The 12948-nt window shown below is 64.8% G+C and carries 11 protein-coding genes; 8 read left to right on the top strand and 3 right to left on the bottom strand.

The genetic code is table 11. The features are described 5' to 3' along the window. The first annotated feature begins 35 nt into the window (after positions 1-35). The 8 genes from DMP03_RS02350 (at position 36) to DMP03_RS02315 (ending at position 9644) form a co-directional block, all read left to right on the top strand. Positions 36-1310, top strand: a complete 1275-nt coding sequence (locus tag DMP03_RS02350; protein ID WP_152119115.1) for a Single-stranded DNA binding protein — start codon at positions 36-38, stop codon at positions 1308-1310. Further along, positions 1307-2860 carry a hypothetical protein gene (locus DMP03_RS02345; RefSeq protein ID WP_152119114.1) on the top strand — a complete coding sequence of 518 codons (1554 nt, stop codon included), beginning with the start codon at positions 1307-1309 and terminating at the stop codon, positions 2858-2860. The genes DMP03_RS02350 and DMP03_RS02345 overlap by 4 nt, the downstream gene beginning before the upstream one ends. Before the next feature lies 1 nt (position 2861). Continuing rightward, positions 2862-3602: a metallophosphoesterase gene (locus DMP03_RS02340; protein ID WP_152119113.1), complete on the top strand. Its 741-nt coding sequence runs from the start codon at positions 2862-2864 to the stop codon at positions 3600-3602. 46 nt (positions 3603-3648) lie between these two features. Then, a complete protein-coding gene (locus tag DMP03_RS02335; RefSeq protein ID WP_152119112.1) occupies positions 3649-6468 on the top strand; it encodes a DEAD/DEAH box helicase in 2820 nt (939 codons plus the stop codon). A 37-nt stretch (positions 6469-6505) separates the two neighbouring features. Next, the gene (locus DMP03_RS02330; protein ID WP_152119111.1) at positions 6506-6919 is read left to right on the top strand and encodes a DUF7541 family protein; all 414 of its coding nucleotides are present in this window, start codon (positions 6506-6508) and stop codon (positions 6917-6919) included. 39 nt (positions 6920-6958) lie between these two features. Next, positions 6959-7363, top strand: a complete 405-nt coding sequence (locus tag DMP03_RS14475) for a DUF6684 family protein (protein WP_193221809.1) — start codon at positions 6959-6961, stop codon at positions 7361-7363. A gap of 61 nt (positions 7364-7424) precedes the next feature. Beyond that, a complete protein-coding gene (locus DMP03_RS02320) occupies positions 7425-9200 on the top strand; it encodes a cbb3-type cytochrome c oxidase subunit I (RefSeq protein WP_152119110.1) in 1776 nt (591 codons plus the stop codon). Positions 9201-9365: 165 nt separating this feature from the next. Continuing rightward, entirely contained in the window at positions 9366-9644 is a 279-nt protein-coding gene (locus DMP03_RS02315; RefSeq protein ID WP_075936919.1) for a DUF7520 family protein, read from the top strand. Here DMP03_RS02315 and DMP03_RS02310 read toward each other — a convergent pair. The 3 genes from DMP03_RS02310 to DMP03_RS02300 all read right to left on the bottom strand — a co-directional run bounded on the left by DMP03_RS02310 (position 9641) and on the right by DMP03_RS02300 (position 12909). Further along, on the bottom strand, positions 9641-11338 hold the full coding sequence (locus DMP03_RS02310; protein ID WP_152119109.1) for an acyl-CoA mutase large subunit family protein: 1698 nt from the start codon (positions 11336-11338) through the stop codon (positions 9641-9643). The genes DMP03_RS02315 and DMP03_RS02310 overlap by 4 nt on opposite strands. A gap of 61 nt (positions 11339-11399) precedes the next feature. Then, positions 11400-12029 (bottom strand): O-antigen ligase family protein, encoded by a 630-nt coding sequence (locus tag DMP03_RS02305; protein ID WP_152119108.1) that lies wholly within the window; start codon positions 12027-12029, stop codon positions 11400-11402. 70 nt (positions 12030-12099) lie between these two features. Next, positions 12100-12909, bottom strand: coding sequence for a CBS pair associated ParBc domain-containing protein (locus DMP03_RS02300; protein WP_152119107.1), 810 nt, complete (start codon positions 12907-12909; stop codon positions 12100-12102). Positions 12910-12948: the final 39 nt, after the last annotated feature.

The following is a 12948-nucleotide window of genomic DNA, read 5'->3' as shown; positions in this document are numbered from 1 at the left end:
TACATCCTTGAGGTGGGGGCAAGAAGCCACGGACGATGAGTCTCGAAGACGAAGCCGAGGCGCTCGCCTCCGACCTCGGTGTTGACAAACAGGAGGTCTTAGAGGACCTAGAGAAGCTCACCAGCTACTCCGTCCCGCTGGAGGAAGCAAAGGGGTCGCTTCGCCGGAAATACGGCGACGGCTCCGCCTCGTCCGGCAACGAGCCGACGACGAAGGAGATCGCCGACATCGGCACCGACGACGGCAACGTCACCGTCACTGCCCGCGTGTTGACGGTCGGGAAACGTTCCATCCGGTATCAGGGGGACGACCAGACCATCTACGAGGGCGAACTCGCCGACGAGACGGGCCGCATCTCCTACACCGCGTGGGAGGAGTTCGGACTCTCCGTCGGCGACACCGTCACCGTCGGCAACGCCGGCGTCCGCGAGTGGGACGGCCGTCCCGAGCTGAATCTGGGTCAGTCCACCACGCTCGTCTTCGAGGACGACACCCTCGACGTGGAGTACGGAGTCGGTGGCGACCGCACGCTCGACGCGCTCGAACCGGGCGACCGCGGGCGCAACGTCGTCGTGCGCGTGCTGGAGTGTGAACGGAAGACAATCGACGGGCGCGACGGCGAGACCGAAATCCTGAGCGGCGTCCTCGGCGACGAGACCGGCAAGCTCCCGTTCACCGACTGGGACCCACATTCAGAGATCGAGGCGGGCGCGAGCGTCCGACTCGAGAACGTCTCCATCCGGGAGTTCCGCGGCGTCCCCTCGGTGAACGTCTCGGAGTTCTCCAGCGTCATCGCGCTCCAGGAGGACGTGGCGGTGAGCGAGTCGGCCCCGGAGCTGCCGATCGGCGATGCCGTCTCGTCGGGCGGCGCGTACGACGTGACGCTCGTCGGCAACGTCATCGAAGTGCGTGACGGCTCCGGACTCATCGAGCGGTGTCCGGAGTGTGGCCGCGTCGTCCAGAACGGACAGTGTCGCTCCCACGGTGCCGTCGAGGGGGAAGACGACCTGCGCGTGAAGGCGATTCTCGACGACGGGACCGGGACGGTGACGGCGGTTCTCGGCCACGACCTCACGGAGGAGGTGTACGGTGGCGGTATCGAGACCGCGAAGGAGCACGCCCGCGACGCCATGGACAAGGAGGTCGTCGCCGACGAGATTCGCGAGCAAATCGTCGGCAGGGAGTACCGCGTTCGCGGGCAACTCTCGGTCGATGAGTACGGCGCGAACCTCAACGCCACGAGCTTCGAAGAGAGCGACGAGGACCCGAGCGAGCGTGCGAAGGCCGCACTCGCGGAGGTGGACACATGAGCGAATCTGAGGACGGGGGACCGGGTCGGCGCGAAATCGCCAATCGGCTGTTCGCCGCCGAGTTCGACGACGCGGACCTCTCTTACTCCGAGAGCGACGAGGAGCGCGCGCCGAACTACGTCGTCACGCCGTCCGGTGCGCGCGTCAATCGCCTGTTCCTCGTCGGCGTCCTGACGGAAGAAGAGTGGGTGAACGACGAGATGCTCCGGGCGCGAATCGTGGACCCGACGGGGGCGTTCGTCACCTACGCGGGCCAGTATCAGCCGGACGCGCTCGCCTTCCTCGAACGGACGGAGCCGCCCGCGTTCCTCGCCGTCACCGGCAAGGCGCGCACCTTCGAGCCGGAAGACGGCGACCGCGTTTTCACGAGCGTTCGCCCGGAGTCCATCAGCGAGGTGGACGGCGACACCCGCGACCGCTGGGTCGTGGAGGCGGCAAAGCGCACCATCGAGCGCACTGAGACGATGGCCGCCGCCATCGAGACCGGGCTCGGAGGCGAGGAACTGACGACCGCGCTGGAAGCCGACGGCGTGGAGCCGTCGCTCGCGTCGGGCATCGCGCTCGCGCTCGACCACTACGGGACGACCCCCGAATACCTCGACGCGCTCCGGACGCTCGCCGTAGAGGCGCTCGAAACGATTGCCGGCGAGCGCGACGAGGTCGGGTCGCTCAACGTCGCGCCGGACGAGGGAGCCGGCGACGCGAGCGCGCTCGCGGACCGCGACCTCGCGGTGGAAACGGCGGGCGAGGACGCCGACAGCGAGACGGAAGACGAGCCGGCGGCAGCCACCGTAGACGACGGTCCGAGCGCGGAGTTCGAGCCGCTGGACGAGGAGTCAACGACCGAGGCGGAGTCCGTCGAGACAGAATCCGGCGCGGCGGCGTCGGACACCCCAGAGCCGGCGACCGACGAGCCAGCGACGGAGGAGACCGAGCCGACCGACACGACGACGGCGGCGGAGCAATCGGGGGTCGAGACCGACGACACACTCGACGAGTCGGTTGGGGAATCGACCGAGGAGGCGCTGGGTGAGTTCGAGACCGACGACGACTCGCTGGGTGAGTTCGAGACCGGCGAGGTGGAATCGGAGATCGAAGAGGAACTCGACGACTTCGACCCCGAAGAAGACGACGTGCTCACCGACGAGGAGCGCGAGCAGGTCGAATCCGAGTTCGGCACGGAGTTCTCGACCGGCGACGAGGTCGAACCCGAACCCGAACTCGAACCCGAACAGGAGCCGGAGCCGCCGAGTGACGGAGCGTCGGACGGCACCGACGCCGAGCAGACCGACGAGCCAGTCACGGAGGAGCAGACAGCCGAATCGGAGCCTGAGGACGCCGGGACGGAGCCGGACCGTCCGGTCGACGAGACCGTCCTGGAGGCGATGGAGTCGCTGGACGACGGCGACGGAGCCGACCACGACGAACTGGTCGCGACGGTCGCAGACCGGACCGGTGCGAGCGAAGACGAAATCGAGGACGCCATCGACGACGCGCTGATGAGCGGGCAGTGTTACGAGCCGGCAGACGGGAAGCTCAAGCCGATCTGACGTGGTGGAGCCGATTCCGGACGTGCCGGCGGCGACGGCAGCGACCGCCGGCGAACGCCTGCTCGTGTTCGCGGATTACCACGCCGGCCTGGAGGTCGCACTCCGTCGTGACGGCGTCGAGCTCCGGTCTGCCGCGGAAGACCGGCGTGCGCGACTGCTGGATATCGTCCGCGATACCCGTCCTGACCGCGTCGTAGCGCTCGGCGACGCGGGGAACGCGCTCGGCACGCCCAGCGGCGAGGAGAAACGAGAGCTTCGCGAGCTGTTCGACGCTGTGACCAGCTACTGTCCCCTCGTGGTGGTGAAAGGGAACCACGACGGCGACGTCGAGACCGTCGCAGCCGACAGCGAGGACGTGACCGTCACTGACGGGACGGGTACACGTATCGGCGACATCGGCTTCGCGCACGGACACACGTGGCCGTCGGAGTCGGTGCTCTCGGCCGAGACGCTGTGTGTCGCCCACGAACACCCGCAGGTGCGACTCGAAGACGAGGTCGGCGGGGCGCGGACCGAGCGGGCGTGGCTCCGTGGCGGAGTGAATCCAGACCCGTTCACGGAACAGTCGCTTGCAGTCGACTCGACGCGGCTGGTCGTCTTTCCAGCGTTCAACGACCGCGTCGGCGGGACGTGGGTGAACGAGAACGACGCCTTTCTCGCGCCCTTCCTCCCCGACGCGCTCGCCGACGGAGAGGCGTACCTGCTCGACGGGACGCGACTCGGACGGTACGACCGACTCTGAGTAACGACCGTGCGCCTTATTCGGCTGTCACCCCCAGTGTGGTGTAATGAGCCAGCAGGGGCTGGACGCGTTCACTCACCTCGCCGCGCCGGTGCGGCAGGCGCTCTCCGAGCGCGGCTTCGACCAGCCGACAGAGCCACAGCGCAAGGCGATTCCGCCGCTCGCCGAGGGGCGAAATGGGCTCGTCGTCGCCCCGACCGGGACCGGCAAGACGGAGACTGCGATGTTGCCGGTGTTCTCTGCGATTGCAGACCGAGACGACGTAGAGGGGTTACAGGCCCTGTACATCACGCCGCTGCGCGCGCTGAACCGCGACATGCGCGAGCGGCTCGACTGGTGGGGCGAGACGCTTGGTGTCGAGGTAGACGTCCGGCACGGCGACACGACGGATTACCAGCGGAGCAAGCAGGCCGACGACCCGCCGGACGTGCTCGTCACGACGCCCGAGACGCTACAGGCGATGTTCACGGGCAAGAAACTCCGTGCCGCACTCGAAGACACAGAACACGTCGTGGTCGACGAGGTGCACGAGCTCGCTGCCTCGAAACGGGGCGCGCAGCTGGCGGTCGGGCTGGAGCACCTGCGCGAGTACGCCGGCCCGTTCCAGCGAATCGGCCTGTCCGCGACCGTCGGCGACCCAGAGGAAGTCGGGCGATTCCTGACCGGCGACCGCGACTGTGCGGTCGTGGAAGTTGACGCCGGCAGCGAGTTCGACGTGCAGGTGACGAACCCGGAGCTGACGCCCGATGACGAGGTGCTCGCCTCCGAACTCGTCACCGACGCCGCGGTCGCGAGCCAGGTGCGCACTATCGATGACATCGTGGGCGAAAACGACTCGACGCTCGTGTTCGTGAACACGCGGACGACGGCCGAGGGTCTCGGCTCGCGGCTGAAGGAGTACGGGACCGATATCGCGGTCCACCACGGCTCGCTGTCGAAGGAGGCGCGCATTGACGTGGAAGACCGGCTCAAGTCGGGGGAAATCGACGCGCTGATGTGTACCTCCTCGATGGAGTTGGGTATCGACGTGGGGAGTATCGACCACGTCATCCAGTATCAGAGTCCCCGCGAGGTGGCTCGACTGCTCCAGCGGGTCGGCCGTGCGGGCCACACCTCCGGGGAAGTGTCACGCGGGACCGTCATCACGACCCGGCCGGACGACACCTTCGAGGCGCTGGCCATCGCGAAGATGGCAGACGAGGGCGTCGTCGAGGACGCCGCAATCCACCACGGGAGTCTCGACACGGTGGCAAACCAGATTGCCGGGGTGTTGATGGGGTTCGGCGAGATTTCCGCACGGGGTTGTTTCGAAATCATCCGTCGGGCGTACCCCTACCGCGACCTCGAACAAGAGAGCTTCAAAGAGGTCGTGCGCGAACTCGCCGACAACCACGTGCTGTGGCTGGAGGAAGGCCACGACCGACTGGAGAAGTCTCGCGGGACGTGGGAGTACTTCTACCAGAACCTCTCGATGATTCCCGACGAGCAGAACTTCCGGGTCGTGGACATGGCCTCGGGCCGGACGGTCGGGACGCTCGCGGAGCGGTTCGTCGTCAACTTCGCCGCGCCGGGTGAGGTGTTCATCCAGGGCGGAGAGATGTGGCGTATCACCAACGTGGACGAGGACGACGAGAAGGTGCAGGTCACGCCGGTCGAGGACCCCGGCGGCGAGGTGCCGTCGTGGACCGGCCAAGAGATTCCCGTTCCCTACGACGTCGCCCAGCGGGTCGGCCGGATGCGCGGCGAGACGAAATCCGCCTTCGAAGCCGGCCAATCCCGGGAGACCGTCGCCCAGGGGATGGCCGAGGAGTATCCGACCGACGAACACACCGCGTGCGAGGCGCTGGACCCCATCGAACGCCACGAGCCACCGATGGCGACCGACGAGACGCTTCTGGTCGAGGCGTACGGGCGCGAGGTCGTTCTGAACGCCTGTCTCGGCCACAAGGCGAACGAGACGCTCGGCCGCCTGCTCTCGGCGCTCATCGGCCAACAGACCGGCTCGTCCGTCGGACTGGAGACGGACCCCTACCGCATCCAGCTGGAGGTTCCTTCGGGCGTCTACCTCGGTGACGTGGTCGACCTGCTGTTCGACACCGACCCCGGCCACGTCGAACCGCTCATCGAACTGTCGCTGAAGAACTCCGATTCGCTGAAGTACACGCTCGCACAGGTCGCTGCGAAGTTCGGCGCGCTCAAGGGGTGGAAGGGCGGCCGCGGCTTCGGTCGCGACCGCCTGCTCGAAGCCCTCCGAGACACGCCGGTGTACGACGAGGCGCTTCGGGAGACGCTCCACGTCGAACTCGACGCCGACCGCGCGAGTGCCGTCCTCGAATCGGTCCGCCGGCGGGAGGTGGCCGTCGAGACAGTCGGCGAGCGCACGCCAATCGGCCTTGGCGGCCACGCCTCCGGACAGGAGCTACTCTCGCCGGAGAACGCCGACGCGTCGATTATCGAGACGGTCAAGGAGCGCATTCAGGGCGACCGGATGTTGCTGTTTTGTCTCCACTGTCAGGAGTGGGAGACGAAGCGGCAGGTGAAACGCATCGACGACCCGCCGACGTGTCCCAACTGTGGCTCGACGCGCATCGCGGCGCTGAATCCGTGGGCCGACGAGGTGGTGGCCGCCGTCAAGCGCGCCGACAAAGACGAGGAGGAAGAACGGATGACGGAGCGGGCGTTCAAAGCCGGCTCGCTCGTGCAGGGCCACGGGAAGGAGGCGGTCATCGCGCTGGCCGCGCGCGGCGTCGGGCCACGCAACGCGGCGCGAGTCATCAACAAGCTCCGCGACGACGAAGACGACTTCTACCGGGACATCCTCGCGAGAGAGCGCGAGTACGCCCGGACGAACGCGTTCTGGGACTGACCGACGAACATTTGAGCCAGTGCCACTCATAGACGGTATGGCACGAGAGGAACGCGAGACAGAAACGTCGGCAGCCGCGAAAGTGAGTTCGTGGCCGCTGTTCGTCGCGCTCGGTCTCGCGGTGGGGGAGGTCGGCGTCGTGATGGCAATCTATCCGCTGGCCATCGGCGGGCTCGTGCTCTTTGCCGGGAGCATCGCTGGCATCCTCACCGAAGCCGGCTACACGGAGCGCCCGTGGCGAACGCTGACCGCGCTGTCCGGCGTGTTCGTCGCCCTCGGCTTGATTGTCGTCGTCACGCAGACTGGCACGAGCGTCGGAGCTATCGAGAGCGCACTCGCCTCGACCGACACCATCGTCCTGCGCGGCTTCTCCATCGTCGGGGCGGGAATCGTCGCGCTCGCGGCGAGTATCGCAGGCGGCTCAGTGACTGACGCCGGTCCCGCGGCGTGAACCCGTAACCTCTTAGACGCACAGGAGCAAGCAACAGGTATGTCATCACGGACGTTCGACCGCGAGACGCTCCTCGATCTCATCGTCAACGCCATCCCGTTGGTGATGATGGCCTTCTTTATCGGTGTCTTCGTACTGTACAACCCGTTCGGAACCGACCTCGCCAACCAGGCGATTCAGCTCAGCATTGTCGTCATCACGTTCGGCGCACTGTTCGTGTTAACGTACTTCTCGGGGCGTGCCATCTCGAAGGCCGAGGCCGAACTGGAAGAGAACCCGGAGGAGTTTGCGGAGCCGCAGGCCGCCGCCGCGGACCCGAGCGAGGCGACCACGCCGGACTACGACGAGGAGGAGTTCGGCGAGGTCACGTCCGACGAGCCACCTGAAGATGCAGCCGCCATCGCGGCAGACGACGCCGACGACGAGTCAGCAGATGACGAGTAAGCCGCCCGCGTAGACGCCTGGGAACACAACCTTTCTTATCGCCCGGTCCTCAAGCTATAGCATGGCAGGAGAGCAACTCGCGTTAACCGTTCTCATGGGGGTCTTCCTGGTAGGGGTCGCCACCCTCGTCTCCCGCATGGAGAACCTCCGCGCGTACACACCGCTTGTCAGCGGCGACGCTGGCTACGGCGACAGTACGGCCACGAGTCACAAACCGTCCGGGCTGATTCGCTGGCTGACGACAGTCGATCACAAGGATATCGGGATTCTGTACGGCATCTACGCCACCATCGCGTTCGTGTGGGGCGGCCTCGCCGTCATGCTAATGCGCGTCGAGTTGACGACGCCGGCACTCAACGTGCTCGGCGGCACGGGCACGTACAACGGACTCCTCACGAGCCACGGCATCACGATGCTGTTCCTCTTCGGGACACCCATCATCGCCGCGTTCTCGAACTACTTCATCCCGCTGTTGATTGGCGCGGACGACATGGCGTTCCCGCGCATCAACGGCATCGCGTTCTGGCTGTTGCCGCCGGCCGCGCTGCTCATCTGGGCTGGCTTCTTCCTCGACCCACTGACGGGCGGGGCGGTCGGAGCCGCCGAGACCTCGTGGACGATGTACACGCCGCTGTCGGCAGAACAGGCGAACCCCGGCGTCGACCTGATGTTACTCGGGCTTCACCTCTCGGGAATTTCGGCGACGATGGGCGCGATTAACTTCATCGTCACCATCTTCACCGAGCGCTCGCCGGACGTGAACTGGGCCAACCTCGATATCTTCTCGTGGACCATCCTCACCCAGTCGGCGCTCATCCTCTTCGCGTTCCCGCTGCTGGGCAGCGCACTCATCATGCTTCTGCTCGACCGGAACTTCCAGACCGCTTTCTTCGCGGTCGACGGTGGCTCGCCGATTCTCTGGCAGCACCTGTTCTGGTTCTTCGGTCACCCCGAGGTGTACATCCTCGTGTTGCCGCCGATGGGGCTGGTGTCGTGGATTCTGCCGAAGTTCTCGGGCCGGAAGCTGTTCGGCTACAAGTTCGTCATCTACTCCACGCTCGCCATCGGTGTGCTCTCTTTCGGTGTGTGGGCCCACCACATGTTCTCCTCCGGTATCGACCCGCGTATCCGGGCGAGCTTCATGGCGGTGTCACTCGCGATTGCGATACCATCCGCGGTGAAGACGTTCAACTGGATCGCGACGATGTGGAACGGTAACATCCGGCTCACAGCGCCGATGTTGTTCTGTATCGGGTTCGTCGCGAACTTCGTCATCGGCGGAATCACCGGCGTCTTCCTCGCCGCGATTCCGGTCAACCTCGTCTTGCACGACACCTACTACGTCGTGGGCCACTTCCACTGGATCGTCATGGGGATGATTGCCTTCGCCGGCTTCGGGGCTATCTACTATTGGTTCCCCATCGTCACCGGGAAGATGTACCAGAAGCGGCTCGCGAAGATGCACTTCTGGATCTCCGAGATTGGCGTCGCGGTGACGTTCTTCGCCATGCTGCTGCTCGGCTACCTCGGCATGCCGCGCCGCTACGCAACCTACGAGTTCAACGGGCTCATCGCGCCGCTCGCACAGGTGACGACGCTCCACCAGGTCGCGACGATTGGTGCGTTCATCATCATGCTCGGACAGCTCATCTGGGTGTGGAACCTCACCCAGTCGTACCTCGAAGGGCCGGTCGTCGAGGACGAGGACCCGTGGAACCTCAAGGAGACGGGACAGTACTCCCGCGAGTTCGAGTGGTTCGGCGAGCAGCTCGACACGACCGACGAGGACACGCCCACGCTGGCCGCCGACGGCTCCGGCGAGCCGAGCGACGACTGACGTTCGTTTTTAATTCAAGCTCGTAAATACGAGCACGATTCCGGTGATAAACATCATCCCGGCGACTCCTGCGAGCACACCGAATAACGCTTCCTTCTCAGACATACGCTCCGTAGGTGGGTCGTGGACAAAAGGCTAATCTTCACCAGCCCCCGAGTACACCGTGTGTCCACGCGCGAATCACCGACGAACGGGCGGCGGCTCGTCCTCATCATCTACGTCTCCATCGTCCTGCTGACGGCCGTCGTCGGGTTCGTCATCGGCGCAATCGGTCCGCAGGGACTCGACCCAGAGCTGTACGGCGTCATCGACCTGCCCCCGACGCCGTTCGGCACTGCCTTCTACGGCGCAGCGACCATCGCCAGCATTCTCGGGGTCCTGCTGGTCGCGATTATTTACGTCTCCGACCGATACGACGACGCCGAGCCGGGCCAGCAGCCTTAGGCCAGCCCGATTTTCTCCGAGTACGTGCCGTACTGCTGTTCGAACGTCTCCATGATCTCCCCCATCGTCGCGTACACCTTCACCGCGTCGACGATGTACGGCATCACGTTCGCGTCACCGTTGATAGCCTCGGCGAGGTCATCGAGACACTGCCGGACGGCATCGTCGTTGCGCTCGCGCTTGACACGCTCTAGTCGCTCAATTTGCGTCTCTTGGACGCCCTCGTCGACGTGGAGGATGTCGATGTCGGGGTCGTCGTCGGTGACGTAGTCGTTGACGCCGACGACGGTCTCTTCGCCGGCATCGACCCGCTTTTGATACTCGTAGCTGGCCTCCTGAATCTCGCGGTGGAAGTAGCCGTTGTCGATACCCTCGAGCACGCCGTCGCGGACGGAACCGTCGCCGAGGTCGCGGATCTCCTCGAGATACTCCATAATATCGGCTTCCATCTCGTCGGTGAGCGACTCGACCGCGAAGCTCCCACCCAGCGGGTCGACCGTGTCGCCGACGCCGGACTCCTCTGCGAGGATCTGTTGGGTCCGGAGCGCAACGCGGACGGCCCGCTCGCTCGGGAGCGCGAGCGCCTCGTCGTAGCTGTTGGTGTGAAGCGATTGAGTACCGCCGAGGACGGCCGCCATCGCCTGTACCGTCGTCCGGACGATGTTGTTGAGCGGCTGTTGGGCAGTGAGCGACTGCCCGGCGGTCTGAGTGTGGAACTTCAGTCGCTTCGACTCCGGCGCGTCGGCGTCGTACCACTCGTCCATGACGCGCGCGTAGATGCGACGCGACGCGCGGAACTTCGCGACCTCCTCGAACATGGAGTTGTGCGAGTTGAAGAAGAACGAAAGCAGCGGGCCGACCTCGTCCACGTCCAGCCCGCGGTCGAGTGCGTCCTCGACGTAGGCGAAGCCGTCGGCCAAGGTAAACGCGGCCTCCTGTGTGGCTGTCGAGCCGGCCTCCCGGATGTGGTAGCCCGACACCGAGACGGGGTGGAACTTCGGCGTCTCCGTGACCGCGTACTCGACGGTGTCGGTGACCACGTCGAGTGAGGGCTCGGGCGGAATTACCCACTCTTTCTGGGCCATGAACTCCTTGAGCATGTCATTCTGGAGGGTGCCGCGAACCTGGTCGCGGGCGACGTCCTGCTGGTCTGCGAGCGCGATGTACATCGCGTAGACGACCGCGGCGCTCGGATTGATAGTAAACGAGGTGGAGACCTCGCCGATGTCGATGCCGTCGAACAGAATCTCCATGTCGGCGAGCGTGTCGACCGCGACGCCTTCCTTCCCGACCTCGCCGTCCGCCATCGGATGGTCGGAGTCGAGTCCCATCAGCGACGGCATGTCGAAGGCGACCGACAGGCCGGTCTGGCCTTCGTCGATGAGGTAGTGGAACCGCTCGTTGGTCTCCTCGGCCGTGCCGAAGCCGGCGAACTGCCGCATCGTCCACGTCCGGCCGCGGTACATCGTCGGATACGCCCCCCGCGTGTACGGCTCCTCTCCTGGAAACCCGAGGTCCTCGTCGTAGTCGATGTCAGCGACGTCTTCCGGCGTGTACAGCCGGTCGATTTCGTGGTTCGACACCGTCGCGAACCGATCGTTGCGCTCGCCGTACTCCAGGTACTCGGCGAGCGTCTCGTCTTCCCACGACTCGCGGCCGTCACGAATCTCCGCGAGGTCGTCATCGTCGAACATACCACCGGCTACGCGAACTGCAGTAAAGAATCTTTAGCAATCTTTGCCGGAATTGCCCTGATTATTTTTCCTCGTCGTCCTCGTCGTCGTGTTCCTCGATGCGGTCGTTGACCTCTTCTAGCTGTGTAATGATGGAGTCCAGTTCGGTTGTTAGCGTCGCCTGCATGTTCTCGGTCACCTTCTGTGTCACCGACTCCTCGACGCTTTCGGTCACCTCCTCGGTGACGGTTTCTTCGACGTTCTTCGACACTTCCTCGGCGACGTTTTCCGTTACCTCCTCCGTAACGGTCTCCTCGACGCTCTCGCTGACGGTTTCTTCGACGTTCTTCGAGACCTCTTCCGCAACGCTCTCTTCGACGTTCTTCGAGACCTCTTCCGCAACGCTCTCTTCGACGTTCTTCGAGACCTCTTCCGCAACGCTCTCTTCGACGTTCTTCGACACTTCCTCGGTCACACTCTCGGACACCTCCTCTGCGACGCTCTCTTCGAGGTTTTCGGTCACCTCCTTTGTCATCCAGTCGGGGTCAAATCGAGCCATCTTCCAGCCGACGTGAACGACGTACGAGACGAGGCCACCGAGTCCGAACGCGATACCCGCAGCTCTGCTCCCAGTTGCGATGAGTACGACAGCGGCGAACAGAAGCAGACCGTACGCGAGGTCAGTGAGGAAATCTATCTGGTTCGAATTCATCTGCCACCTACTGTAGACGTGTTAGACATACCGAGTGGTACAGCCTGAAGCCGAATAACTCACACGCAACTCAGTTCTCGTCCATGAGCCGGTGGGTGGTCTCGACCAGTGGATGGTGACCGTAGTCGACCTCGGTGATGTCCTCGACCGACTCTAGTCCTTCCTTGCGTGCGGTCTCTGCCATTCCCAACTCGACGCGCTCGTCGAGGACGATGACGTACGCGTCCATCTCCTCGATGCCGAGCCGGTGGGCCGCCTTCACCCGATGGTGACCGTCGGCGAGCAGCAGTTGGCCGTAGTTGTCGATGACGACGAGCGGTTCAGCGAGACCGTTCTCCAGCTCGTAGCTGCGTCCCTGTAGCTCGTCGGTGTACACCTTGCTCTGGGTTGGTGTCAGCTCGGCGAGACGGACCGTCCGGGGTTCCTCGGTGGTCTCGACGCCGTGGATGTTAGTCAACGTCGTCATTAGCTTTCGGACCTTGCTCGGCGTCGCTCGCTCGATCTGTGACCGAACGACGTCCGAGTTCGAGATGATGCCGACGAGATTCCCCGCGTCGTCGACCACCGGTAGCCGCTGGATGCCGGACCGGAGGATGACGCGTCCGGCGTCGTGAATCTTCATCTCCGGGTGAGCGACGACGAGGTCGTCCGTCATCACGGTGAATATCGGCGCGACTTCGTCGGCGAGCAGCAGGTCACGCGCCGTGATGAACCCCTCTACCTGTCTCCCGTTCGTCACCGGAAACCCGGAGTGTGTTTCGTCGCTCTCGGCGATGCGCTTTGCGACGTTCGAAACGGTGTCGTCGGGACTCACCGTGGCAACGTCGCGTGTCATATAGTCGCGGACTCTCGGCTTCTCGTCGAGCGCGCCCTCTTCCATCGTGTCATACGTCGCCAGCACCGGTCAAAAGGGTGGCTG

The organism is Halosegnis rubeus, assembly GCF_009184545.1.
In the GTDB taxonomy this organism is placed as follows: domain Archaea; phylum Halobacteriota; class Halobacteria; order Halobacteriales; family Haloarculaceae; genus Halosegnis; species Halosegnis rubeus.
Note: the sequence above shows the minus strand (reverse complement) of the source record. Positions and strands in the feature narration are given on the sequence as shown.

What these genes read in the sequence shown, in the direction of transcription:
- DMP03_RS02330 (WP_152119111.1), top strand. Translation starts at nt 6,506, where the DNA reads ATGGCACGAGAGGAACGCGAGACAGAAACGTCGGCAGCCGCGAAAGTG.
- DMP03_RS02305 (WP_152119108.1), bottom strand. Translation starts at nt 12,029, where the DNA reads ATGAATTCGAACCAGATAGATTTCCTCACTGACCTCGCGTACGGTCTG.
- DMP03_RS02310 (WP_152119109.1), bottom strand. Translation starts at nt 11,338, where the DNA reads ATGTTCGACGATGACGACCTCGCGGAGATTCGTGACGGCCGCGAGTCG.
- DMP03_RS02335 (WP_152119112.1), top strand. Translation starts at nt 3,649, where the DNA reads ATGAGCCAGCAGGGGCTGGACGCGTTCACTCACCTCGCCGCGCCGGTG.
- DMP03_RS02350 (WP_152119115.1), top strand. Translation starts at nt 36, where the DNA reads ATGAGTCTCGAAGACGAAGCCGAGGCGCTCGCCTCCGACCTCGGTGTT.
- DMP03_RS14475 (WP_193221809.1), top strand. Translation starts at nt 6,959, where the DNA reads ATGTCATCACGGACGTTCGACCGCGAGACGCTCCTCGATCTCATCGTC.
- DMP03_RS02345 (WP_152119114.1), top strand. Translation starts at nt 1,307, where the DNA reads ATGAGCGAATCTGAGGACGGGGGACCGGGTCGGCGCGAAATCGCCAAT.
- DMP03_RS02300 (WP_152119107.1), bottom strand. Translation starts at nt 12,909, where the DNA reads ATGGAAGAGGGCGCGCTCGACGAGAAGCCGAGAGTCCGCGACTATATG.
- DMP03_RS02320 (WP_152119110.1), top strand. Translation starts at nt 7,425, where the DNA reads ATGGCAGGAGAGCAACTCGCGTTAACCGTTCTCATGGGGGTCTTCCTG.